At 62.7% G+C, this 24,470-nt stretch carries 22 protein-coding genes and 2 pseudogenes; 18 read left to right on the forward strand and 6 right to left on the reverse strand.

Going from position 1 to position 24,470, the window contains the following annotated elements; translation table 11 throughout:
• The 3 genes and pseudogenes from AC097L_RS04380 to AC097L_RS04390 all read left to right on the forward strand — a co-directional run.
• A pseudogene (locus AC097L_RS04380) lies at positions 1-119 on the forward strand (S-(hydroxymethyl)glutathione dehydrogenase); the annotation flags it as partial.
• Positions 119-1,018, forward strand: coding sequence for an S-formylglutathione hydrolase (gene fghA, locus AC097L_RS04385; protein WP_479584955.1), 900 nt, complete (start codon positions 119-121; stop codon positions 1,016-1,018). The pseudogene AC097L_RS04380 and the gene fghA, both read left to right, overlap by 1 nt.
• Before the next feature lie 60 nt (positions 1,019-1,078).
• Positions 1,079-2,725, forward strand: a complete 1,647-nt coding sequence (locus AC097L_RS04390) for a phosphoethanolamine transferase (protein ID WP_479584956.1) — start codon at positions 1,079-1,081, stop codon at positions 2,723-2,725.
• 90 nt (positions 2,726-2,815) lie between these two features.
• Here AC097L_RS04390 and AC097L_RS04395 read toward each other — a convergent pair whose 3' ends face one another.
• Together AC097L_RS04395 and AC097L_RS04400 are read right to left on the reverse strand one after the other, a co-directional pair.
• Positions 2,816-3,898, reverse strand: a complete 1,083-nt coding sequence (locus tag AC097L_RS04395; RefSeq protein ID WP_479584957.1) for a PA0069 family radical SAM protein — start codon at positions 3,896-3,898, stop codon at positions 2,816-2,818.
• 145 nt (positions 3,899-4,043) lie between these two features.
• Positions 4,044-5,941: pseudogene (locus AC097L_RS04400) on the reverse strand (propionate--CoA ligase).
• 135 nt (positions 5,942-6,076) lie between these two features.
• On the opposite strand from AC097L_RS04400, the gene bktB reads away from it, so the two are divergent.
• The 3 genes from bktB (at position 6,077) to AC097L_RS04415 (ending at position 8,603) form a co-directional block, all read left to right on the forward strand.
• Positions 6,077-7,261, forward strand: coding sequence for a beta-ketothiolase BktB (bktB, locus tag AC097L_RS04405; protein ID WP_479584958.1), 1,185 nt, complete (start codon positions 6,077-6,079; stop codon positions 7,259-7,261).
• Between the two features lie 3 nt (positions 7,262-7,264).
• Positions 7,265-7,822, forward strand: a complete 558-nt coding sequence (locus AC097L_RS04410; protein WP_479584959.1) for an MOSC domain-containing protein — start codon at positions 7,265-7,267, stop codon at positions 7,820-7,822.
• An 82-nt stretch (positions 7,823-7,904) separates the two neighbouring features.
• Positions 7,905-8,603, forward strand: coding sequence for an aspartate/glutamate racemase family protein (locus AC097L_RS04415; protein ID WP_479584960.1), 699 nt, complete (start codon positions 7,905-7,907; stop codon positions 8,601-8,603).
• A gap of 75 nt (positions 8,604-8,678) precedes the next feature.
• Here AC097L_RS04415 and dut read toward each other — a convergent pair whose 3' ends face one another.
• Positions 8,679-9,125: a dUTP diphosphatase gene (gene dut, locus AC097L_RS04420; protein WP_479584961.1), complete on the reverse strand. Its 447-nt coding sequence runs from the start codon at positions 9,123-9,125 to the stop codon at positions 8,679-8,681.
• Positions 9,126-9,135: 10 nt separating this feature from the next.
• Positions 9,136-10,374 (reverse strand): bifunctional phosphopantothenoylcysteine decarboxylase/phosphopantothenate--cysteine ligase CoaBC, encoded by a 1,239-nt coding sequence (gene coaBC, locus AC097L_RS04425; RefSeq protein ID WP_479584962.1) that lies wholly within the window; start codon positions 10,372-10,374, stop codon positions 9,136-9,138.
• Positions 10,375-10,473: 99 nt separating this feature from the next.
• Here coaBC and AC097L_RS04430 point away from each other — a divergent pair, with 99 nt between their 5' ends.
• The 6 genes from AC097L_RS04430 to AC097L_RS04455 all read left to right on the forward strand — a co-directional run bounded on the left by AC097L_RS04430 (position 10,474) and on the right by AC097L_RS04455 (position 16,188).
• Positions 10,474-12,141 (forward strand): CTP synthase, encoded by a 1,668-nt coding sequence (locus AC097L_RS04430; RefSeq protein WP_479584963.1) that lies wholly within the window; start codon positions 10,474-10,476, stop codon positions 12,139-12,141.
• An 18-nt stretch (positions 12,142-12,159) separates the two neighbouring features.
• Positions 12,160-12,747: a Uma2 family endonuclease gene (locus AC097L_RS04435; protein WP_479584964.1), complete on the forward strand. Its 588-nt coding sequence runs from the start codon at positions 12,160-12,162 to the stop codon at positions 12,745-12,747.
• Positions 12,748-12,773: 26 nt separating this feature from the next.
• A complete protein-coding gene (gene kdsA, locus AC097L_RS04440; protein ID WP_479584965.1) occupies positions 12,774-13,631 on the forward strand; it encodes a 3-deoxy-8-phosphooctulonate synthase in 858 nt (285 codons plus the stop codon).
• 150 nt (positions 13,632-13,781) lie between these two features.
• On the forward strand, positions 13,782-15,065 hold the full coding sequence (gene eno / locus AC097L_RS04445; protein WP_295951542.1) for a phosphopyruvate hydratase: 1,284 nt from the start codon (positions 13,782-13,784) through the stop codon (positions 15,063-15,065).
• A gap of 198 nt (positions 15,066-15,263) precedes the next feature.
• Entirely contained in the window at positions 15,264-15,542 is a 279-nt protein-coding gene (locus AC097L_RS04450) for a septum formation initiator family protein (protein WP_479584966.1), read from the forward strand.
• A gap of 1 nt (position 15,543) precedes the next feature.
• Positions 15,544-16,188 carry an AAA family ATPase gene (locus AC097L_RS04455; RefSeq protein ID WP_479584967.1) on the forward strand — a complete coding sequence of 215 codons (645 nt, stop codon included), beginning with the start codon at positions 15,544-15,546 and terminating at the stop codon, positions 16,186-16,188.
• On the opposite strand, the gene hslO is transcribed toward AC097L_RS04455, so the two are convergent.
• Both hslO and AC097L_RS04465 read right to left on the reverse strand, forming a co-directional pair.
• The gene (gene hslO, locus AC097L_RS04460) at positions 16,174-17,163 is read right to left on the reverse strand and encodes an Hsp33 family molecular chaperone HslO (RefSeq protein WP_479584968.1); all 990 of its coding nucleotides are present in this window, start codon (positions 17,161-17,163) and stop codon (positions 16,174-16,176) included. The genes AC097L_RS04455 and hslO overlap by 15 nt on opposite strands.
• A gap of 36 nt (positions 17,164-17,199) precedes the next feature.
• Positions 17,200-17,724, reverse strand: a complete 525-nt coding sequence (locus tag AC097L_RS04465; protein WP_479584969.1) for a gamma carbonic anhydrase family protein — start codon at positions 17,722-17,724, stop codon at positions 17,200-17,202.
• A gap of 33 nt (positions 17,725-17,757) precedes the next feature.
• On the opposite strand from AC097L_RS04465, the gene AC097L_RS04470 reads away from it, so the two are divergent.
• The 6 genes from AC097L_RS04470 (at position 17,758) to AC097L_RS04495 (ending at position 24,445) form a co-directional block, all read left to right on the forward strand.
• Complete coding sequence (locus AC097L_RS04470; RefSeq protein ID WP_479584970.1) at positions 17,758-18,564, forward strand: ferritin-like domain-containing protein; 807 nt, start codon at positions 17,758-17,760, stop codon at positions 18,562-18,564.
• A gap of 79 nt (positions 18,565-18,643) precedes the next feature.
• Positions 18,644-19,894: an EAL and HDOD domain-containing protein gene (locus tag AC097L_RS04475; RefSeq protein ID WP_479584971.1), complete on the forward strand. Its 1,251-nt coding sequence runs from the start codon at positions 18,644-18,646 to the stop codon at positions 19,892-19,894.
• A gap of 116 nt (positions 19,895-20,010) precedes the next feature.
• The gene (locus AC097L_RS04480; protein WP_479584972.1) at positions 20,011-21,291 is read left to right on the forward strand and encodes an EAL and HDOD domain-containing protein; all 1,281 of its coding nucleotides are present in this window, start codon (positions 20,011-20,013) and stop codon (positions 21,289-21,291) included.
• Positions 21,292-21,608: 317 nt separating this feature from the next.
• Positions 21,609-22,709, forward strand: a complete 1,101-nt coding sequence (locus tag AC097L_RS04485) for an ABC transporter ATP-binding protein (protein WP_479584973.1) — start codon at positions 21,609-21,611, stop codon at positions 22,707-22,709.
• Positions 22,710-22,715: 6 nt separating this feature from the next.
• Positions 22,716-23,612, forward strand: coding sequence for a carbohydrate ABC transporter permease (locus AC097L_RS04490; RefSeq protein ID WP_479584974.1), 897 nt, complete (start codon positions 22,716-22,718; stop codon positions 23,610-23,612).
• Positions 23,609-24,445, forward strand: coding sequence for a carbohydrate ABC transporter permease (locus AC097L_RS04495; protein ID WP_479584975.1), 837 nt, complete (start codon positions 23,609-23,611; stop codon positions 24,443-24,445). The genes AC097L_RS04490 and AC097L_RS04495 overlap by 4 nt, the downstream gene beginning before the upstream one ends.
• Positions 24,446-24,470: the final 25 nt, after the last annotated feature.

The following is a 24,470-nucleotide window of genomic DNA, read 5'->3' on the forward strand; positions in this document are numbered from 1 at the left end:
TGGAGGGCAAGATCAGCATCGACCCGCTGATCACCCACACCATGCCGCTGGAAGATATCAACAAGGGGTTTGAGTTGATGAAGCGTGGTGAATCTATCCGCGGCGTGGTGCTGTTCTGATGGCCAAGCTCACTACCCTCTCAGAGCACGCCTGCTTTGACGGCATCCAAACCTTTTACCAACACGACTCGACCGAGATCGGTCTGCCCATGCGCTTCGCGGTGTACATGCCGCCGAACACCTCTGGCCCGGTGCCAGCCCTGCTCTACCTGGCCGGTCTGACCTGCAACGAAGAGACCTTCACGACCAAGGCCGGGGCGCAGCAGTACGCCGCGCAGTTGGGCCTTGCCTTGATCGCACCCGACACCGGGCCGCGCGGAGCCCATGTGCCGGGCGAGACCGATAGCTGGGACTTTGGCCTGGCTGCCAGCTTCTACATCGATGCCACCGAGGCACCGTGGTCTACCCACTACCGCATGGAAAGCTACCTCGTCAAGGAGCTGCTGCCTCTGCTGGTGGAGGCGCTGGATATAGACCCCGAACGCATCGGCATCTTCGGCCATTCGATGGGCGGGCACGGCGCGCTGACACTGGCACTGAAATACCCCGGCCTGTTCAAGTCTGTGTCGGCCTTTGCGCCGATCTGCGCGCCTACACAGTGCGCCTGGGGGCAAAAGGCATTTACCGGCTACCTGGGGGCCGACAACGCGTCCTGGCCCGCGCACGATGCCGTATTTTTGATGGCTGCCCAAACCGTTGCACCCTACCCCCAGGGCATCTTGATCGACCAGGGCCTGGCCGACAAGTTTTTGGCCCCGCAGCTCCACCCGCATATTTTTGAAGCCGCCTGCCAGGCCGTAGGCCAACCTCTGCGGCTGCGCCGCCATACCGGCTACGACCACGGCTACTATTTCATCAGCAGCTTCATGGCCGACCACATGGCACACCATGCAAGCGCTCTTGGGCTTGCGCTGCACCCCAGTGGCGAACCCGAGGCCCCGGACGCAAACGCAGCATAAAGCGTGGCTTTACAGCCAGCCATTACAGTCGCGCCCTGACTCTACTCAACTGATGATCTGATGCCCTTGTATGACAGCGCCCGCACGGGTCGCACCCGCCACCCCAACTGGCTGGTGCTGATTTATAGCCTGTGGATTGCCACGGTTTGCAACATCCCCTTGTGGCGCGAATGGAGCCGCATGCCCGAGCTGCAGAACCTGCGCGGCCTGGCGGTAGGCATAGGCTTTTCCATCACGATTGCGGCGGCCATGGTGCTGCTGTTCAGTCTGCTGAACTGGCGCCTGACCCTCAAACCCGCCATCACGCTGTCGCTGTTTGCAGCCGCGTTTGGGGCGCATTTCATGCTGTCGTATGGGGTGGTGATCGACACCACCATGCTTGTCAACGCGCTGGAAACCGACATGCGCGAAACCCGGGATCTGGTCAACACACAAATGCTGGTCACGGTGCTTGCCATGGCCGTACTGCCCTGCATTTGGCTGTGGCGGCAGCGCACGCCGCGCCGCTCGGCCCTGCGCCAGATCGGCGGCAACTTGCTGACCGCCGTGCTGGCCCTGGGGGTGCTGGTGGGCAGCCTGCTGCTGATTTACCAGGACTTTTCGTCGTTGATGCGCAACCACACCGAGCAGCGCTACCTGATCAACCCGCTGAACTCGTTTTATGCGCTGGCCTACATTGCCGCCAAACCCTTCAAGCGCGACGAGCGCACGATTTTGCCGATTGGCCTGGATGCGCAGTTAACTGCAGCACCCGGCAAGCCGCCCCTGCTATTGCTGGTGGTGGGTGAAACCGGCCGTGCAGGCCAGTTTGCCCTGAACGGTTACCCCCGCCCCACCACCCCGGAGCTAGCCAAAGAGCACATTGCCAGCTACCGCAACGCCTGGTCCTGTGGCACCAACACCGCGGCTTCCGTGCCCTGCATGTTCTCGCACCTGGGCAAGCAGGCCTATGAAGGCCGCACCGCCAACTACGAGGGCCTGCTGGACGTGCTCCAACGCAGCGGTCTGGGCGTGGTGTGGATCGACAACCAGGCCGGTTGCAAAGGCGTGTGCGACCGCGTACCCAACACCAGCACCGCCCAGCTCAAAAACAAAGACCTCTGCACCGACGGCGAATGCTTTGACGAAATCATGCTGAGCCAGATGGATGCCCGTATTGCGGAATTGCCCACGGAGCGCCGTGCCAAGGGCGTAGTCGTGCTGCTGCACCAGATGGGTGGCCACGGCCCGGCTTATTACAAGCGCACCCCGGCCGCCTTCAAGAAGTTCATGCCCGAATGCACCAGCAACAACCTGCAAGACTGCAGCCAGGCCCTGCTGGTGAACGCCTACGACAACACCATCGTCTATACCGACCATGTGTTGGCCAGCGCCATCCAGTGGCTGAAAAACAAGGAAGCCACCAACACCCCAGCCATGGTCTACGTGGCCGACCACGGTGAATCGCTGGGTGAAAACAACATCTACCTGCATGGCTTGCCCTACGACATAGCCCCCGATGTGCAAAAGCGCGTGCCATGGATCACCTGGCTGTCGCCCGCCTTCGAACAGCGCAGCCATGTGGCCACCACCTGTCTGCAAAAGCAGCAAGACCTGCGCATCAGCCACGACAACTACTTTCACTCAGTGCTGGGCCTGCTGGGGGTGAAAACCAGCGTCTACCAACCCGCGCTGGATATTTTCAAGGTCTGCACGGGCGCCCCATAACCCCAGGCATTTCGCTATATAAAAAAGAGCTGCTCACGCATACACACTATGCGCTAGCAGCTATTTTTACGTAGAAATCAAGCTGCCACCCTAAAACAAGCTCTCCTGCCCCGACAGCAGCCCCGGGCGGAACTGCCCCACATCCAGCGCCACCCGCTCGCGGTTCAGCCCCAGCTTGGCGCAGCTTGTGTGGAAGCGCTGGCGCAGCAGGTCGGCCCACAGCCCGCTGCCTTTCATGCGGGTGGCGAAGTCGGCGTTGTAGTCTTTGCCACCGCGCATGTCCTGGATGCGGGCCATCACCCGGTCGGCGCGCTGCGGGTAGTGCAGCTCCAGCCACTGGCGAAACAGCGGGGCCACCTCCCAGGGCAGGCGCAGCACGGTGTAGAAGGCGGTGCGGGCACCGGCTGCATAGGCGGCGGCCAGCACCTGTTCCATGTCGTCGTTGATGAACGGAATCTGCGGCCCCACGCTCACGCCCACCGGCACGCCTGCGTCGGCCAGAGCGCGGATACTGCGCAGGCGGCGGTACGGTGCGGCAGCGCGCGGCTCCAGCGTGCGGGCCAGGGTGGCATCCAGCGTGGTGATGGTCACATACACCGCCGCCAGATTCCGCTCCGCCATGGGGGCCAGCAGGTCTAAATCACGCTCCACCCCGCTGCCCTTGGTCACCAGCGCCAGCGGGTGGTGGCAGCGGTGCGCCACGGCAATCGCGCTGCGGGTCAGGCGCAACTCACGCTCGATGGGTTGGTAGCCGTCGGTCACCGTGCCCAGGGCCAGCATCTGCGGCACATAGCGGGGGGCGGCCAGTTCGCGGGCCAGCACCTCGGCCAGGTTGCGCTTGGCGATGATCTTGGTTTCAAAGTCCAGCCCTGGCGACATGTTCAGGTAGCTGTGCGTGGGCCGGGCGTAGCAATAAATGCAGCCGTGCTCGCAGCCCCGGTACGGGTTCAGGCCGTAGTCGAAGTAGATGTCGGGCGAATCGTTGCGGGTGATGGCGCTGTGCGCGTCTTCAAAAATCACCTGTGTGGCCAGGGGCAGGCGCGGCTCGGCACCTTCCAGCGTGCCCCAGCCGTCGTCGAACGCGGCCCGATCCTCGCTGCTGAAGCGGTGCGCCAGGTACGTGGCCGTGCCCCGGCCTTTGATGGCGGTGATGGGGACCACAGCGTCTGTCACGCCTGCCACCTGAACAAAAGGGGGAATTTAAACAAAATGGGCCTCTGGCGCATATTCCACCTGCACTAAACGCTATTTTTTCAATAGCATTTTATGGAATACCATAGAATAGTTAACTGGATAAATATCCAGTATATTCCAGCCCCTATTGGCCCGCAACCAGCTCCTTGATCTGTTGCAGCGCCGCCGGGTCGTCCATGGTCGTCAGATCGCCAGGGTCGCGGCCCTCGCACACGGCTTGCACGGCGCGGCGCAGCAGTTTGCCACTGCGGGTTTTAGGCAACAGGTTCACAAACGTGACGCGGGCGGGCCGGGCCACGGCCCCCAGGTCTTTATCGACCATGCGCATCACCTCGGCTTCGAGCTGGGCGCGGGCGGCTTCGCTTCCCAAAACGCTGGGGTCTTTAAGCACCGCAAACGCCATCGCCACCTGGCCCTTGAGCGCGTCGGCCACACCGACCACGGCCACCTCGGAGATGTTGGGGTGGGCGGCAATGCTTTCCTCGATCTCGCGGGTGCCCAGGCGGTGACCGGCCACGTTGATCACATCGTCGGTGCGGCCCAGGATGAAGAAGTAGCCGTCCGCATCGCGCACGCCCCAGTCGAAGGTGCTGTAGAGCATTTTGCCGGGCACGCTGGACCAGTAGGTTTGCACAAAGCGGGCATCGTCGCGCCACACGGTTTGCAGGCAACCGGGGGGCAACGGGCCTTCGATTGCGACCACGCCCTTCTGGTTCGGGCCGGTGAGTTCCTCGCCGGTGGCATCGTCCAGCAGCTTGACGTTGTAGCCGTACACCGCCTTGCCGGGCGAGCCGAACTTGGTGGGGGACGACTCCACGCCATTGCACAGCGCCAGGATAGGCCAGCCGGTTTCGGTTTGCCAGTAGTTGTCGATGACGGGCTTGCCCAGGGCCTGGTGGATCCAGGTGGCGGTGGGTTCGTCCAGCGGCTCCCCGGCCAGAAACAAGGCGCGCAGGCTGGACAGGTCGTACTTCGCCATCAGCGCCGGGTCTTGCTTCTTGAGCACCCGCACGGCGGTGGGCGCGCTGAACATCACCGTCACCTGGTACTTCTCCACCAGGCTCCACCAGATGCCGCCGTCGGGCCGGGTCGGCAGGCCCTCGTACAAAATGGTGGCCATGCCGCCGATCAGCGGGCCATAGATGATGTAGCTGTGGCCCACCACCCAGCCGATGTCGCTGGTGCAAAAAAAGGTTTCGCCGGGTTTGCCGCCGTAGATGTGCGGCAGGCTGGCGGCCAGTGCCACCGCGTAGCCGCCGGTGTCGCGCTGCACGCCCTTGGGCTTGCCGGTGGTGCCACTGGTGTACAGGGTGTAGCTGGTGTGCGTGGCATCGACCCAGGCGCAAGGGACTAGGGTTTCCAAGTGTTTGAGCCGCTCTGTGTCCCACAGATGGTCGCGACCCGCTACCAACTCCATAGCCACCAGTCCCCGGTCTACCAGCAGCACGGCGCGGGTTTGTGGGCTGACAAGCGGATGGCTTCGTCCAGCAGCGGCTTGTAGGCCACGGCTTTGCCGCCGCGCGAACCGGCATCGGCGCTGATGACCACCACCGGCTCGGCATCGTCGATGCGCGAGGCCAGCGCGCCCGAGGCAAAGCCGCCAAACACCACAGAATGGATGGCCCCGATCCGGGCGCAGGCCAGCATGGCAAACGCGGCCTCGGCCACCATGGGCATGTAGACCAGCACCCGGTCGCCCTTTGCCACGCCCAGGCCCAGCAGCACAGCGGCCATGCGTTGCACTTCGGCGTGTAACTGGCGAAAGCTATAAACCGTTTCTTCGCCTGTTTCAGTGGAGACAAAAATCAGCGCCCGCTGGTCGGCCCGGTCTATGAGGTGTCGGTCCACCGCGTTGTGGCACAGGTTGGTGGTGCCGCCGACAAACCATTTCGCAAACGGCGGGTGGCTGTAGTCGCACACCTGCTGGGGCGGAGTTTGCCAGTCGATCAGCTTGGCCTGCTCGCCCCAAAACGCGTCGCGCTCGGTAAGGGAGCGTTGGTAAAAGTCTGCATAGGCCTGCATATTTGTCTCCGGTTTGTTTGAATTTGCATTCATAATTATGAATGCAGAACTGGCTGGAAACTGACGCTTGCAGCCCCACCTACCACCCCTCCACCCCCCCTTCACCTTCCCTTTCACTTATCTCAAGGAATCTCCATGGCCCGCGAAGTTGTTATTGTTAGCGCCGTACGTACCGCGATCGGAACCTTTGGCGGGAGCCTGAAGGACATACCGCCCATCGACCTGGCGGCCCAGGTGGTGCGCGAGTCGCTGCTGCGCGCCCAGACCGAGGGGGCCGACGTAGGCCATGTGGTGTTTGGCCATGTGGTGAACACCGAGCCACGCGACATGTATTTGTCGCGTGCGGCCGCTGTGCTGGGCGGCTGTGGCGAGGGCACGCCCGCCTACAACGTGAACCGCCTGTGCGGCTCGGGCCTGCAGGCCATCGTCAACGCGGCCCAAAGCATTTTGCTGGGCGATGCCGACATCGCCATTGGCGGTGGGGCTGAGAACATGACCCGCGCGCCCTACGCGGCCCTCAGCGCCCGCTGGGGCCAGCGCATGGGCGACGCCAAGCTGACCGACATGATGATCGGCGCATTGCACGACCCCTTCCACAACATCCACATGGGGGTAACGGCCGAAAACATCGCCAAGAAATGGGGCATCAGCCGCGAAGACCAGGACGCACTGGCGGTGGAAAGCCACCACCGCGCCGAACGCGCCACCGCCGCCGGTCACTTCACCAGCCAGATCACGCCGGTGGTGCTGAAAAGCAAAAAGGGCGACACCCAATTTGCCAGCGACGAGCACTTCCGCACCGGTGTGACGATGGCCGACATGGCCAAGCTCAAGCCCGCCTTCGCCAAGGAAAACGGCACTGTCACCGCCGGCAACGCCTCGGGCATCAACGATGCCGCCGCCGCCGTGGTGCTGATGGACGCGGGCACCGCCAAAGCCCGTGGCCTGCAGCCGCTGGCCCGCCTGGTGGCCTACGCACACGCCGGAGTGGACCCGCAGTACATGGGCATCGGCCCGGTGCCTGCCACCCGCCTGGCGCTGCAAAAAGCCGGGCTGTCGGTGCAAGACCTGGACGTGATCGAGGCCAACGAGGCCTTTGCCGCCCAGGCCTGCGCCGTGAGCCGCGACCTGGGCCTGGACCCGGCCAAGGTGAACCCCAACGGCTCGGGCATCTCGCTGGGCCACCCCATCGGTGCCACCGGCGCGCTGATCACCGTCAAAGCCCTGTACGAGCTGCAACGCATCCAGGGCCGCTACGCGCTGGTGACGATGTGCATTGGCGGCGGCCAAGGCATTGCGGCGATTTTTGAGCGCTGCTGATCTGTGCAACTAACCAGCGTCAACACCGGCACCGCCCGCCCGCTCCTGGCCGGTGGGCGGCGCGTGCTGTCGGGGATTGGCAAGCATGCTGTGGCCGGGCCGGTCGCCGTGGGCCCCCTGGGGCTGGCGGGAGACGAACAGGCTGACCTGCGGGTGCACGGCGGGCTGGACAAGGCCGTCTACGCCTACCCCGCCGAGCATTACACCTTCTGGCAAGCGCAGCGGCAGGCCCAGGGCGTGAGCCTGTTTGACGAAGACCTGCCGCCCGGCTTTGTGGGCGAAAACCTGACGCTGCAGTGCTTGTTGGAGCCACAAGTGTGGGTGGGCGATACCCTGCATTTCCCCGACTGCAGCCTGCGCGTCACCGAGCCACGCCAACCCTGCTTCAAATTCAACGCGGTGATGGGCTACCCAGGTGCCGCGCGCGACATGGTGCGCAGCGGCACCTGCGGGTTTTATCTGGCGGTGGTGCAGCCCGGCAGCATCGCCGCGGGGCAGGCATTTACGCTGGAACCGGGCCTCCGGACCTTGGCGATTCCGGTGGCATTTGCGGGCAACTGAGCCAGGCAAGCCTAGCGCTATGCATTTGGTAGCATCTTGCGTAAGCCAACTATGCGCCAGCAAACTAAATGACAGGGAATCCATGAAAACCATCGGCCTCATCGGCGGCATGAGCTGGGAATCGACCATCCCCTACTACCGCCAGATCAACGAAACCGTCAAACAACAGCTGGGCGGCCTGCACTCGGCCAAGGTCATTCTCGTCAGCGTCGACTTCTTTGAGATTGAGCGCCTGCAGCACGCCGGCGACTGGGATGCTGCTGGGGCCCTATTGGCCGATGCCGCCCGCGCCCTGGCCCGGGCCGGGGCCGACTGCGTGGTGCTATGCACCAACACCATGCACAAGGTGGCCGCCGCTATCGAGTCCGCCGTCAGCATTCCGCTGCTGCACATCGCCGACCCCACCGCCAGGGCCATCCAACGGGCGGGATTCACCACCATCGGCCTGCTGGGCACGCGCTTCACCATGGAGCAGGATTTCTACCGCGCCCGGCTGCAAACCCGCCACGGCCTCAAGGTGCTGGTGCCCAATGCGCAAGACCGCGACACCGTGCACCGCACCATTTACGAAGAGTTGTGCCTGGGCCAGACCCTGCCCGCCTCCCGCGATGCCTACCGGGACATCCTGGCCGGGTTGGTGGCCCAGGGCGCACAAGCCATCATCCTGGGCTGTACAGAGATTTCGCTATTGGTAGACGCAACGGACTGCAGCGTGCCGCTATTTGACACCACGGCCATCCACGCCATTAGCGCGGCGGAGTGGGCCTTGCAGGCAGCCTAATCCTATTTTCATATAAAAAGTGGCCCTAGCGCATATATCACCTGCGCAGGCAGCTACATAAACAGTAGCAAACCCTTAAACCTTGCCGGTAGACCCGTACCCGCCTTCGCCGCGCACAGAGGCGGGGAATTCGGTGACTACGTTGAATTGCGCCTGCACCACCGGCACGATGACCAGTTGGGCCAGACGCTCCATGGGTTCGATGGTGAAGGCCACGCTGCTGCGGTTCCAGGCGCTGACCATCAGCTGGCCCTGGTAGTCGCTGTCGATCAGCCCCACCAGGTTGCCCAACACGATGCCGTGCTTGTGGCCCAGGCCGGAGCGCGGCAGGATCATGGCGGCGAAGCCGGGGTCGGCCAGGTGGATGGCGATGCCGGTGGGCACCAGTTGCCAGGCGTTGGCGGCCAGCACCAGGGGCTCGTCTAGGCAGGCGCGCAGGTCCAGGCCGGCGCTGCCGGGGGTGGCGTAGGCGGGCAGTTGATCCGCCATGCGGGAGTCGATGATTTTGATGTCGATGATCATGGGGGCAAAACTAGGAAATACGGTGGGCGATCTCGGCGACCAGTTGGCGCGCGAGGGTCAGTTTGGAGGCGTGCGGCAGTTCGATGGCCCGGTGCGCATCGACCAGCAGCAGCGCGTTGTGGTCTTGGCCAAAAGTGGCGGGGCCAATGTTACCCACCAGCAGCGGCACGCCTTTGCGGGCCCGCTTGGCCTGGGCATTGGCCAGCAGGTCCTGGCTTTCGGCGGCGAAACCTACGCAAAACAAGGCACCGCTGAGTGCGCGGGCCGATTGGGCCACCGTGGCCAGGATGTCGGTGTTCTCGACAAACTGCAGTTGGGGCGTGGCGCCGGTTCCGTCTTTCTTAATTTTATGGTCTGCCGCAACCGCAGGCCGCCAGTCGGCCACGGCGGCGGTTGCTATAAAAATAGTAGCTTCTTGTGCATGTTGTACCACCGCAGAGAGCATGTTTTGTGCAGACTTCACGTTCACCCGCAAAACGCCGCGCGGGGTGGCCAACGCCACCGGCCCGGCCACCAACGTGACTTCGGCTCCGGCCTCGCGGGCGGCGCGGGCAATGGCAAAACCCATCTTGCCGCTGCTCAGGTTGGTGATGCCACGCACCGGGTCGATCGCTTCATAAGTGGGTCCGGCAGTCACCAGCACCCGTTGCCCGGCCAGGGTTTTGGGCTGGAAGAAGGCCACCACATCCTCCAGCAACTCGGTGGGCTCCAGCATGCGGCCGTCTCCCGTCTCGCCGCAGGCCTGCGCGCCGGTGCCCACGCCCAGAATCACCGCGCCGTCGGCCTGCAATTGCGCCATGTTGCGCTGGGTGGCGGGGTGTACCCACATCTCGCGGTTCATGGCGGGGGCGACCAGCAGCGGCACCGACTGCATCGGGCGCGCCAGGCACAGCAGGCTCAGCAGCTCGTCGGTGCGGCCCTGCACCAGCCGGGCAATGAAGTCGGCGCTGCATGGGGCAATCAAGATCAGATCTGCCTCGCGGCTGAGGTTGATGTGCGGCATGTTGTTGGGCTCGCGTGCATCCCACTGCGAGCCGTACACGGGCCGGTTGCTCAGTGCCTGCATCGTCACCGGGGTGATGAACTGCGTGGCCGCCTCGGTCATCACCACCTGCACGGTGGCCCCAGCCTTGACCAGCAAGCGGCACAGCTCGGCCGATTTGTAGCAGGCAATGCCGCCGGTCAGGCCCAGCACGACGTGCTTGCCTGCGAGGTCGCCATCTGCCAAGGAGGGTATGTTGGGGTTCATGGCGGGCAATGTAGCAGAGCAGAACAGCCCCATGAACACCTTTATCACACCCTTATAATCACCGTTTCCACCTCCTCGGGATTACGTCCCGACTTTGAGATGACCAAATTTGTCTTCGTCACCGGCGGTGTCGTGTCCTCCCTGGGCAAGGGAATCGCCTCAGCCTCTCTTGCAGCACTCCTCGAATCGCGCGGCCTCAAGGTCACCCTGATCAAGCTGGACCCCTACCTCAACGTAGACCCCGGCACCATGTCGCCGCTGCAGCATGGCGAAGTATTTGTGACCGACGACGGCGCAGAAACCGACCTCGACCTCGGCCACTACGAGCGCTTTGTTGAAACGCGCATGCGCAAGTCCAACAACTTCACCACCGGCCAGATCTACAAAAGCGTGCTCGACAAAGAGCGCCGTGGCGACTACCTGGGCAAGACCGTACAGGTGATTCCGCACGTAACCAACGAAATCCAGGAATTCATCAAGCGCGGTGCCCGTTTTGGCGAACCCGACGCGGTGGACGTGGCGCTGGTGGAGGTGGGCGGTACCGTGGGCGACATCGAATCGCTTCCCTTCCTGGAAGCCGTGCGCCAGATGAGCCTGAAAATGGGCCCGAATAACACCGCCTTTGTGCACCTGAGCTACGTGCCCTGGATCGCCGCCGCGGGCGAACTCAAAACCAAGCCCACCCAGCACACCGCCAAGCAACTGCGCGAAATCGGCATCCAGGCCGACGTGTTGCTGTGCCGTGCCGACCGCCCAATTCCGCAAGAAGAGCGCTCCAAGATTTCGCTGTTTTCCAACGTACCCGAGTGGGGCGTGATCTCCATGTGGGACGTGGACACCATCTACAAAGTGCCGCGCATGCTGCACGAGCAAGGCCTGGACGGCCTGATCTGCGACAAGCTGCGCCTGAACACCCCGCCCGCCAACCTGAAGCGCTGGGACGACCTGGTGTATGAAACCGCCAACCCGCGCGGCGATGTCAACATCGCCATGGTCGGCAAGTACGTGGACCTGAGCGACAGCTACAAATCGCTGAACGAAGCCCTGCGCCACGCTGGCATGAAGAACCATGTGCGGGTGAAGATCAGCTACATCGACTCCGAAACCATCGTCCCCGACACCGTGGGCACGCTGGCGGCGTTCGATGCCATCCTGGTACCCGGCGGCTTTGGCAAACGCGGCATTGAGGGCAAGATCTGCGCCGCCCAATTTGCCCGCGAGCACAAGGTGCCTTATCTGGGCATCTGTCTGGGCATGCAAGTGGCCACCATCGAATTTGCGCGCCACGTGGCGGGCCTGGCAAATGCCAACAGCACCGAATTCGAGCCACTGACCCCGCACCCGGTGATCGCGCTGATCACCGAATGGAAAGACACCGACGGGAGCATCAAGACCCGCGACGAAAACTCCGACCTTGGCGGCACCATGCGCCTGGGCGCGCAAAGCTCCGACGTGGCCCCCGGCACCCTGGCGCACAGCATCTATGGCGACGTGGTCACAGAACGCCACCGCCACCGTTTTGAAGCCAATGTGCACTACCTGGACCGTCTGCGCAACGCCGGGCTGGTGATCTCGGCCCTGACGCAGCGCGAGCAACTCACCGAAATGGTGGAACTGCCACAAAGCGTCCACCCCTGGTTTGTCGGCGTGCAGTTCCACCCCGAGTTCAAGTCCACGCCGTGGGACGGGCACCCGCTGTTCAATGCGTTTGTGAAGGCGGCGTTGGAACACACGCCTGCGGCCCAAAAGACCAAATCCGCCAAGTAAGCACCCCGGAGCACCGCCATGGGATTCGCACAGAAAAGCCTCGCCTATATCGAACCTGAAGACTACCTGCGCCTGGAAGAATTTTCCAAGGAAAAGCACGAGTACCTGGACGGTGTGATTTACGCCTGGCAAGGCCAGACAGTGCGGGGCATGGCGGGTGCTTCCATGGACCACAACCAGGTGGTGTTGAACGTCACCCTGGCGCTGCACCGCCAATTGGGTGGAAGCGAATGCCAGGTTCTGAACTCAGACACGCGCATCCGCCCCCATGAGAATTCGGCCTACTTTTACCCCGATGTATCTCTGCGTTGCGGCCCCAAGCTTCCAGGTGACACCATGGAAGTCGGCGATGCATGCCTGGTGGTCGAAGTGCTTTCCAGCACAACCGAAGGCTTTGACCGGCACGACAAATTTGCCCGCTACCAGCAAATGCCCAGCTTGCAAACCTATGTGCTGATCAGTCCTGCATTGCGCACCATTGAGGTCTTTCGGCGCGACGAGCAATGGCAAGCCCCTACGCGCGCCAGCGCCGCCAGCGCCTTGCCGCACGCGACAGGGATCCACGGCATCACCTTAGCGGCGGCGGATGTGTTTGACAGTCTGTAGCCACCTCCTAAATCACGATAAAAACCATGCAACTCTGTAACTTCACCATCGGCCTCGACCAGCCCTTCTTCCTCATTGCAGGCCCCTGCGTCATCGAGTCCGAGCAGTTGCAGATGGACACCGCGGGCACCTTGAAGGAAATCACCAGCGCTTTAGGTATTCCGTTCATCTTCAAGAGCAGCTTCGACAAGGCCAACCGCAGCAGCGGCAGCACCTTTCGCGGCCCCGGCATCGACAAGGGGCTGGAGATTCTGGCCAAGGTGAAACGCGAGTTGGGTGTGCCGGTGCTGACCGACATCCATGACGAATCGCAAATTGCCCAGGTCTGCAGCGTGGTCGATGTGCTGCAAACCCCGGCCTTTCTGTGCCGCCAGACCGATTTCATCCGCGCCGTGGCACAAAGCGGCAAACCGGTGAACATCAAAAAGGGCCAGTTCCTGGCTCCAGGCGACATGAAGAACGTGATCGACAAGGCCCGCGCTGCTGCCAAAGAGGCGGGCCTGGAAACCGACAACTTCATGGCCTGCGAACGCGGTGCCAGCTTTGGCTACAACAACCTGGTCAGCGACATGCGCAGTCTGGCCATCATGCGCGAGACCCTGGCCCCGGTGGTGTTCGATGCCACCCACTCGGTGCAACTGCCCGGCGGCAACGGCACCAGCAGCGGCGGCATGCGTGAGATGGTTCCGGTGCTGGCCCGTGCAGCAGTAGCGGTAGGCGTGGCCGGTGTCTTCATGGAAACCCACCCCGACCCCAGCAAAGCCATGAGTGACGGTCCCAACGCCGTGCCCCTGAAGCACATGCGCGCCCTGCTCGAAACCCTGGTGGCCCTGGACCGCGTGACCAAGAAAAACGGTTACCTGGAAAACAGCTTTTCCGCGTAACTACGTATCTGCAACAGTTACAACCCGCGAACAATCAGTGCCTTGACGCGTGCGCGACACCAAAGCCATGCAAGAATTCGGGGCTGCTTAACGAGCTTGCCAACGGGCTTGCCGCCAACCCAACTTTTAACCATCCAAGGAAGACAAAAAATGAGTGCAATTGTTGACATCGTCGCCCGCGAAATTCTGGACAGCCGGGGCAACCCCACTGTCGAATGCGATGTGCTGCTGGAATCCGGCACCATGGGCCGTGCCGCCGTGCCGTCCGGTGCGTCCACCGGTTCGCGCGAAGCCATTGAGCTGCGCGATGGCGACAAAAAGCGCTACCTGGGCAAGGGCGTGCTGAAGGCCGTCGAGCACATCAACACCGAAATTTCCGAAGCCATCCTGGGCCTAGACGCTTCCGAGCAAGCCTTCCTGGACAAGACCCTGATTGATCTGGACGGCACCGAAAACAAATCCCGCCTGGGTGCCAACGCCATGCTGGCCGTGTCGATGGCCGTGGCCCGCGCCGCTGCCGAAGAATCCGGCCTGCCCCTGTACCGCTACTTCGGCGGCATGGGCGGCATGCAAATGCCCGTGCCCATGATGAACGTGGTCAACGGCGGCGCGCACGCCAACAATAACCTCGACCTGCAAGAGCTGATGATCATCCCCGTGGGTGCGCCATCGTTCCGTGAAGCGCTGCGCTACGGTGCCGAGGTATTCCACGCCTTGAAGAAAATCCTGCACGACAAGGGCATGAGCATTGCGGTCGGCGACGAAGGTGGCTTTGCCCCCAATGTGCCCAGCCACGAAGCTGCCATTCAGATGATTCTGCAAGCCATCACCGACGCAGGCTACGTACCCGGCGAGCAAATCGCCCTGGGTCTGGACTGCGCTGCTTCCGAGTTCTACAAGAACGGCAAGTACGAGCTGGCCGGTGAAGGCTGGTCGCTGACCAGCCAGGAGTGGACCGACATCATGGCCACCTGGGTCGACAAATACCCCATCATCAGCATCGAAGACGGCATGGCCGAAGGCGACTGGGATGGCTGGAAGATCTTGACCGACCGCCTGGGCAAAACCGTGCAAATCGTGGGCGATGACCTTTTCGTCACCAACACCAAGATTTTGCAAGAAGGCATCGACAAGGGTATCGCCAATTCGATCCTGATCAAGATCAACCAGATCGGTACCCTGACCGAAACCTTCGCCGCCATCGAGATGGCCAAGCGCGCCGGTTACACCGCCGTGATCAGCCACCGCTCGGGCGAAACCGAAGACTCGACCATCGCCGATATCGCCGTGGGCACCAATGCGGGCCAGATCAAAACCGGGTCGCTCAGCCGCTCGGACCGCATGGCCAAGTACAACCAGCTGTTGCGCATCGAAGAAGACCTGGGCGACGTGGCCACCTACCCCGGCCGCAAAGCGTTCTACAACCTGAAGTAATATTTAACATCCCCAGGCTTGCCCACTGCCCCGGAATCGGCTTGTAAAGCCGAGGACGCAGGTGGCCTCCTCCCCCCTTGCAGGGGGCAACACCAGTGGCCCGGCAAAGCCGACTCCACGGTGTTTCTGGAGGGGACACTGGCGTTCAACACACCGTCGGTGGCGTACAAGCCCTTGGGTTTAATAAAGCACCAAATCATGGCATCTCGCGTAGTCCCCATTGTCTTGCTGGCTCTGCTGGCGATACTGCACGGGCAGCTCTGGTTTGGGCGCGGCAGCATCTCGGAGGTGACGCGCCTGCAGCAAAAGCTGGAGACGCTCCGGGTCCACAACCTGCAAGAACAGCAGGCCAACGACCAACTGAGCGCCGAGGTCCGCGACCTCAAAGAAGGCCTCGAAATGGTCGAAGAACGTGCTCGCTTCGAGCTGGGCATGGTCAAGTCCAACGAAATCTTCGTGCACATCTCCCCAAAATAAGTTGATCAGAATAGCTTTGCTGGGTGCCGAAAGCACCGGCAAGACCCAGCTGGCTGCAGCCATCACTGCAACCCTGCGCAGCCAAGGCCATAGCGTCTCTACCATCTCTGAGACATTACGCCAGTGGTGCGATGCCGCAGGTCGCACACCGCGTGCCGATGAGCAATTAGCGATTGCCCAAACGCACACCGAACGCATCGCCCAAGCGCCGCCCGCCACGTATTTAATCGCCGACACCACCGCGCTGATGACCGCTGTCTATAGCGATCTGCTGTTTGGTGACGACAGCTTGTACCCCGCCGCACTGCTGCAACAACGGCATTTCGATCTGACCTTGGTCATGGGACTGGACCTGCCCTGGGCCGCCGACCCGCAACGCGACGGCCCGCAAAGCCGCGGACCCGTAGATGCCGCCCTGCGCTCCGCGTTGGCGCGGGGCGGCGTGCCTTACCAGGTGGTCTACGGCAAAGATCTAGCCCGCACCCGCAATGCGCTGAACGCTATTGAATCAATAGCTACTCACGCAGATAGAAAAAGCGCTAGCGGTCAATTTACTTCAAAAAACAGCCATTGGACCTGGAACTGCGAAAAGTGCAGCGACCCGGAGTGCGAGCACCGGCTGTTTACCGGCCTACTGCACCGCTGAGGGGCCGGGCAAACTCGCATCCGGCGTGGTGAACAACTGGGCCGCGTCCACTGCGTCAAAGCGGTATTGCTTGCCGCAGAACTCGCAGGCCACCTCCACGTCATTGCGCTCGGCCAGGATGCCTTCCACCTCGTCGGTGCCCAGGCTGCGGATCATCGCGCCCACGCGCTCGCGGCTGCAGGTGCAGGCAAACTTCGGCGCGGTGGGGCCGATGTGCGGGCTGAACATCAGCACCTGCTCTTCCCAGAACAGGCGGCGCAGAATAGTGTCCACGTCCAGTGTCAGCAGCTCTTCGCGCTTCAGGGTGCTGGCCAGGGTGGCAATGCGGTTGTAGTGCTCGTTGAGGCCAATCTCGTCCTCATTGGCCTCGCTGGTCACACTGCCCGCCAGGTTTTTTTCGCCCTGAATGGGCAGGCGCTGGATCAGCAGCCCGGCAGCCACGTTCTCGTCGGCGGCCAGCACCAGCAAGGTGTCGAGCTGCTCGCTTTGCAGCATGTAGTGCTGCAGCACGTCGCTGAGCTTCTCCAATTTCTCATGCTGGTCGCCAAACAGGGGCACCACGCCCTGGTAGGGCTGCTGGCCGGGAAACTTATCCTTCGGGTCCAGGGTGATGGCGCAACGGCCTTCGTTATTCAGGTTGACCATCTGGCTCAGCATGGCATCTGCAGGCACCTCGCCCATCACGCTGGCAGTGGTGCGCAGGCTGAAGTCGGGCTGCACTTCCACCACGGCCAGCTTGACCGGGCCGTCGCCAAAAATCTGCAGCACCACCGCGCCGTTGAACTTGATGTTGGACTGCATCAGCACGCCCGCGGCGGTCATTTCGCCCAGCAGCTCGGCCACGGGCGCGGGGTAGGCCCCGGTGGTGGTGTTGGAGGCGCGGCGGCGCAAAATTTCTTGCCAGGCATCGGTCAGGCGCACGATGCAGCCGCGAACGGGCAGGCCGTCGAATAAAAATTTATGGAGTTCAGACACAGGGAGTTCCTAACTTGGTACAGGCCGATATGGGGTTCAAGCCAGCTTTTGCAAGCCATTCTTGAAGCGCCGGGCGTTGGCGACATAGGCCTGGGCGCTGCGCTGCAAGCCTTCGATTTGCGCTGGGGTCAGCATCCGCGCCACCTTGGCCGGGCTGCCGATGATGAGGCTACCGTCGGGAAATTCTTTGCCCTCGGTGACCAGCGCGCCCGCGCCGACCAGGCAGTGTTTACCGATCCGGGCTCCGTTGAGCACCACCGCGCCAATGCCAATCAGCGAGCCGTCGCCCACGGTGCAGCCGTGCAGCACCACCTGGTGGCCAATGGTGACATTGTCGCCAATCGTCAGCGGCACGCCGTGGTCGGTGTGCAGCACGCTCAGGTCCTGCACGTTAGAGCCCCGGCCGATGGTGATGCGGTGGTTGTCGCCCCGCACCACCACGCCAAACCAGACGCTGCTGTCCTCGCCCAGTACCACATCGCCCATGACTTCGGCGCTGTCTGCCACCCAGGCCGTGGCCGCCAACTGCGGCGCCACCCCCTCCAATCCATACAGAGCCATACTGGTCCTTTTTCAACTTTTACAATTGTAGGGATGGAACTCCGAACCCGCGCCTTGCAAACCCTGTGCCTCACCGATCCAGCACAAAAAGTGGCCTCAGCGCAATTGCTGCATGCGCAAGCAGCTACGCTTTCAATAGCAAAGTCTGATTTTGAGCCTTTTGGTGATCCACCCGGCCGCCCGGCCCGGCCGGTACTGGTAGAGCGCGTGGTCAAGCCGCAGCGCTCGCCTTTCACGCCCGACGGCCTGGCCACGCTGCTACACACGGTGGCACACATCGAATTCAACGCCATCAACCTGGCCCTGGATACGGCCTGGCGCTTTGACGGCATGCCCGATGCCTTCTACCGGGACTGGGTGCGCGTGGCCAGCGAGGAGGCGCACCACTTCAGCCTGCTGCGCACCCATTTGCAAAGCCTGGCCGACGGTGCACAGAAGTGGGACTACGGCGACTTTCCGGCCCACGACGGTCTGTGGACGGTGTGCGCAGCCACTGGCGCCGATGTCGTGGCACGCATGGCCCTGGTGCCCCGCACGCTGGAGGCCCGCGGCCTGGATGCCACGCCGCTGATCCAGGCCAAGCTGCGCCGGGTGGCCACACCGCAGGCGCTGCGGGCGGTGGAAATTCTGGAGATTATTTTGAACGACGAGGTTGGTCACGTGGCCATTGGCAACCACTGGTACCGTTGGCTGTGCCAACGTGATGGGCTGGACCCGGTGGCGCACTACCGTGTGCTGGCCCAGCGCTATGACGCGCCCACGCCCAAGCCGCCGTTCAATACCCGAGCGCGTTTGCAGGCCGGGTTCACCGACGAGGAGCTGGCGATTTTGCTGGCATAGTCGGGTCGCGCTCAAATGCCCCACCGCAGCCCACCCCAGCCCCTTACAAATTACGATACGGAACAATCCGACACCTCCCATGCCTCCATCCGACGCCTCTGCCGCAACTGCTTTGCCCACCGACTCCGGCACGGTCGTGATCGCTCGCCAGCCCATCATGGATGCCCAACGCGAGGTGGTGGCCTACGAGCTGTTTGACCGCTCTACCGCGTCGCACAACGCGGCCAGCGATGTGGCTCTGGTGTTCAACGCCATGACCCACACTGGCAACGAGTCGCTGGTGGGCAAGCTGACCATCTTCGTGAACTGCACGCACGAGAGCCTGTCGGGCGGCCACCTGGACCTGATCCAGCCCGACAAGGTAGTCCTGGAAGTCGGCCCCGTTCCGGGCCACGCGCCCGCCGACATCGCGGCACGCCAGCAAACCCTGCAAGACCTGCGCGCACGCGGCTTTCGGCTGGCGTTCAACCATACCGTACTGGCCCCGGTCTACGCCTCGTGGCAGCCGCTGGCCGACTACGTCAAGCTGGATTTAATGGCGCTTAAACCCGAGCAGCTGCAGGTGATTGTGGCGGCCGTGAAGGCGCGCACCCAGGCCGCCGTGGTGGCCGAAAAAGTCGAGACTGTAGAGCAGTTCAGCGCCCTCCTGTCTTATGGCGCGACGTTGTTCCAGGGCTACTGGTTTGCCCGTCCGGACGTGATCAAAACCAAGGTCATCAGCCCCGGCCAGGCCCATGTGCTGCAGCTCATCAACCTGGTGCGCAACCAGGCCAGCACCGACGAGATTGAGGCCGTGCTGAAAAAAGACGCCGTGCTGGGCTTCAACCTGATGCGGCTGATCAACTCTGCCGGGTTTGGCTTGGACCGCGAGATCACCTCGTTCCGCCAGGCCGTCATGCTGATGGGCCTGAAAAAGCTGTTCCGCTGGGCGGCCCTGCTGCTCACCGCGTCCAAGGCCAACGGCACACCCGCGGCGGTGGGCACCATGGCCGTGGTGCGCGGCCGCATGATGGAGCTGCTGGCCACCGGCACGCTGACACCCGAAGAATGCGACGGAGCCTTCGTGGTGGGGATTTTCTCGCTACTCGACGTGATGCTGGGCATGCCACTGGACCAGGCGCTGGCCCTGTTATCGCTGCCCCCGGCGGTAGCCGAGGCGCTGCAGCATGGCACAGGCATCTACGGCCCCATGCTGGCCCTGACCAAGGCATGCGAAAGCGACGACGACAGCGCCTTCAGCACCGCTGCCAACGCTTTGCAGTTCAGCAGCCACCACATCAATATGGCCCACATGGAGGCCCTGGTCTGGGCCGACACTCTGACCATGTAGGAGGGGCGGCAAGAAGCAACATCTGGTAAATACCCTGCCCCGCCCATCCCTTTCAAGGCCGTTATTCTCTAGAATGGAAATCAGCTGCCCCCGTGGCCCGTAGAACTTACCAAGCCATGTCCACCATACCCGATCAACTCCACAGCCTAAGGCACCCCCTGGAACCCGATGCCACCCCTGACAGCCAGGTACTGATTGCCCGCCAGGCCATCGTGGACGAGCATCGCGCCGTATTTGGCTACGAACTGTTTGACCGCTCCAGCCCCGGCCAAAATTACACCGCAGACAGCGATGCCGCGCTGCTGGTGAACGCCTTGTCGTTCACTGACATCGAAACCCTGGTGGGTAAAAAACTGGTCTTCATCAACTGCACGCTGGCCAGCTTGGCGGGCGGTCACCTGGAGCTGGTCCACCCCGACAAAGTGGTGCTGGAGGTTCCACCGGTGCCAGGCAACGACCCGGAAGATATCGCCAGCCACGCCGTGGTACTCGAAGACCTGCGCAAACGCGGTTTCCGGTTTGCCTTTAACCACACGGTGCTGACCCGCGGCTACGCATCCTGGCGCGCCCTGGCCTCGTTTGTGAAGCTGGACTTGATGGCGCTCAAGCCCGAGCTGGTGCAGCCGTTTGTCAAATTCGCCATTGCCAACACCACCGCCCAAGTGATTGCCGAAAAGGTGGAAACCGCGGAACAGCACCAATTGCTTACCAGTTACGGCATCAAGCTGTTCCAGGGCTACTGGTTTGCCAAACCGGCGCTGGTCAAGGCCCAAACCGTGCGCCCCTCGCAGGCCACCATCCTGCAACTGATCAATCTGGTACGCAAACAAGGCAGTACCGCCGAGATCGAAGAGTTGCTCAAGCGCGACCCGACCCTGTCGTTCAACCTGCTGCGCTTCATCAATTCGTCCGGCTTCGGGTTGAACTGCGAAATCACCTCGTTCCGCCACGCGGTAATGATTTTGGGGCTGAACAAACTGTTCCGCTGGGCCGCCCTGTTGATGACCACCTCGCGCAGCGACAAAGATGGCCCCGGCCCGGCGGTCGGCCAGACAGCCGTGGTGCGCGGTAAGCTGATGGAACTGCTGGCGGCTGAAATGCTGTCCCCCGAAGACTGCGACAACGCCTTTGTGGTCGGCGTGTTTTCGATGCTTGACGTGATGCTGGGCGTGCCGCTGGCCAAAGCCCTGGAATCCGTCGCCCTACCCCAGCCCGTGCTGGATGCCCTGCTGCACCGCACCGGCGTGCTGGCCCCATTCCTGGCGCTGACCGAAGCCTGCGAAAGCGGCAACGACGAAGTTTTTGCCCGCACCGCCGAAGCTTTGCATTTGTCCAATAAACAAGTCAATTGGGCGCACCTGCAAGCCCTAGCCTGGGCGGAGACTTTGGGCGCATAGGCGCTACACTTTTTAAGCTAAAAACTATAGCAGCTAGCGCAGATTTCCCCTGCGCTAGCTGCTTTTTTTATGCCTGGAATTATGCCCACCCCCAGGCTACAGTGCTGCGCATCTTTCGCCAACCCCCTTGCAGGGGGCAACACCAGCAGCCTGGCGTAGCCAGTTCTGCGGTGTTTCTGGAAGGTGCCGTTTTGCCTGCCCGCTAGAGATGTACGGTTGCCAATGCATCCTTACATCTGCTGCACCGCAGCATCGAACTTTGTTGACAGCCCCGTTTAAGACCCTCTAGAATCGTCTTTCATAATACCAAAGACACTTTGGACTGGAGACAAGACGTGGCAGGCATTCAACTGAACCGGGTAAGCAAACATTACGGCAACGTGGTGGTGATGAGCGACCTTTCGCTGGACATCGCGCAGGGCGAGTTCCTGGTGTTCCTCGGCCCATCCGGCTGCGGCAAGTCCACCCTGCTGCGGATGATGGCGGGGCTGGAGCCGGTGACCAGTGGCAGCATCACCATTGCGGATAAAGACGTGACCGACCTGCCCCCCGGCCAGCGCGGCGTGGCCATGGTGTTCCAGCACTACGCGCTGTACCCGCACATGACGGTGTACGACAACATGGCTTTCGGCATGCGCAACATTGGCCTGGCCGAGGCAGAAATCACCACTCGCATCACCGATGCCGCCCGCATGCTGGAGCTGGACGCCCTGCTGCAGCGCAAGCCCGGCCAGCTATCGGGCGGGCAGCGCCAGCGGGTGGCGATTGGCCGGTCGATTGTGAAAAATCCCAGCGCGTTTTTGTTTGACGAGCCGTTGTCCAACCTGGATGCCTCCCTGCGCACCCGCACCCGGGTCGAGCTGGCGCGGCTGCACCAGCGCCTGCAGTCCACCATGGTCTTCGTCACCCACGACCAGGTCGAGGCCATGACGCTGGCCACCCGCATCGTGGTGATGAACAAGGGCCGCATCGAGCAGATCGGCGCGCCCATGGACATCTACCGCCGCCCGGCCACCCGCTTTGTGGCAGGCTTTATCGGCCAGCCTGCGATGAACTTTTTGGACGCCGAGCGCGCGGCCCCACAAGACGGGCGGCTGTGCCTACGCATCGCCCATGGCAGCGTGTTTCAGACCGCGCTGCGGGATGCGGATGTACCGGCAGGCCCGCTGACGCTGGGCATCCGCGCCGAATCCATCACCCTGGACCCGCAAGGCGAGCTAACGGGCCGAGTGGACGTGGTGGAGCGCCTGGGCGACCACACCCTGGTGCACGTGGGCCTGGCCGATGGCAGCAATGTGGTGGCCGAGGCGCACCGCGACAGCGGCGTGGCCCCCGGTGAAGCGGTGGCTCTGCGCATCGACAGCGCGCGCCTGCATGTGTTCGACGCGGCGGGCCTGGCCCACCACGCACCGCAGTAAGCAGCCATGGCACGCAAACAACCCAAACATTGGCTGAATGGCCTGTTCGTTCTGCCTTACCTGGTGGTCTACGTTCTGCTGCTGGTGCTGCCGCTGGTACTGGGCTGGTGGCTGAGCCTGCGCGACGTGGACATGCTGGCCGACACCAGCGACTTCATCGGCCTGAAGAACTACGCCGACCTGCTGCACGACGACATCTTTCTGGGCGCGGTGCGCAACACCTTCTACTTTGTCGGCATGACCACGCCGGTGTTCGTCGCCCTCGGCCTGGCGCTGGCACTGGCCTTGAACCGGCCCGGGCGCACCGGGGCGGTGCTGCGCGCCATCTTTTTCGGCTCGTCGGTGCTGTCGGTCACCATCGTCACCCTGGTGTGGCGGTTGGTGCTGATGCCTGACAAGGGCTTGCTGTCGAATCTGATGGTAGGCGCGGGGCTGCAGCCGCTGGCTCCGCTGGTCACCGAATCACTGGCCCTGCCGTCGGTGGCGCTGGTCACCGTGTGGTGGATCATTGGCCTGCCGATGATGCTGTTTCTGGCGGCGCTGCAACAGATTCCGCAAGAGATGTACGAGGCTGCCGCGCTGGACAACGCGGGCCGCTGGCGCACTTTTGTGTCCATCACCCTGCCGTCGATCAAGCGCACCGTGGTGCTGGTGGCGGTGATCGAGGTGATCCAGCAATTCCAGCTGTTCGGCCAGTCGTACCTGATGACGGCGGGCGGGCCCAACAACAGCTCGCGGCCCATCGTGCAGTTCATTTACGAGACCGGATTTACCCAGTGGGCACTGGGCTATTCGGCCGCCTCTGCCCAAGTGCTGTTTGGTTTGATGCTGATCGGCGTGAGCGTGCAAGCCTGGCTGGGCCGCCAGCGCAGTGCAGACGATGCACGGGGAGACAAATCATGAGCCGTATGTTGAAAACCGGCTGGGGCGACCGGCTGATCCTGGCTGCAGCCATTGCCCTGGCCTGCGTCTGGGTGGCTCCGCTGTTCTGGATTTTCATGCTGTCGTTCAAGCCCAATGCAGCGTTGATGGCGCGCACCGACGTGCTGTTTGCACCACCTTTCACGCTGAAGAACTACACCGACATCCTGGGCACCTCGCAGGTGTTTCGCTGGCTGCTCAACAGCGCCATCGTCTCGCTGGGGCAGACCTTTTTGACCCTGGTGATTGCCTCGCTGGCGGGCTACGGCTTTGCGCGCACCAGCTTCCCCGGGCGGCGCATTTTGTTTGCCTGCGTGCTGGCCGGGCTGGCCGTGCCCGAGCAGGCCATTCTGGTGCCGCTGCACCGCCTGTTTGCCGACCTGGACATGCACAACACCTACAGCGCACTGATTCTGCCCAAGCTGGCCGCACCGTTTGGCGTGTTCCTGATGGCGCAGTATTTTCGGGGCATTCCGGTGGAGCTAGAAGAAGCCGCGCTGCTGGACAACGCCTCGCGGCTGAAAATCTTCTGGCGCATCATCCTGCCACTGTCGGTGCCGGCGCAGGCGACGCTGGGCATCTTCACCTTTCTGAATGCCTGGAACGACTATCTCTGGCCGCTGGTGTCGGCCTCCAAGTCCGAGATGTACACCATCACCCTGGGGCTGGCCTCCAGCCAGTCGAACTTTGCCCAAAGCGAGGGCATTGGCTACCTGATGTCGCAGGCCGTGTTTGCCGGGCTGCCGCTGTTCATCCTGTACCTGTTTTTCCAGAAATACATCGTCACCGCCGTGGCAGGCACGGCGGTGCGCTGAAGCATGTTCCAAAGGTTCCAACGGG

Source organism: Rhodoferax sp. RT5P35, assembly GCF_056521385.1.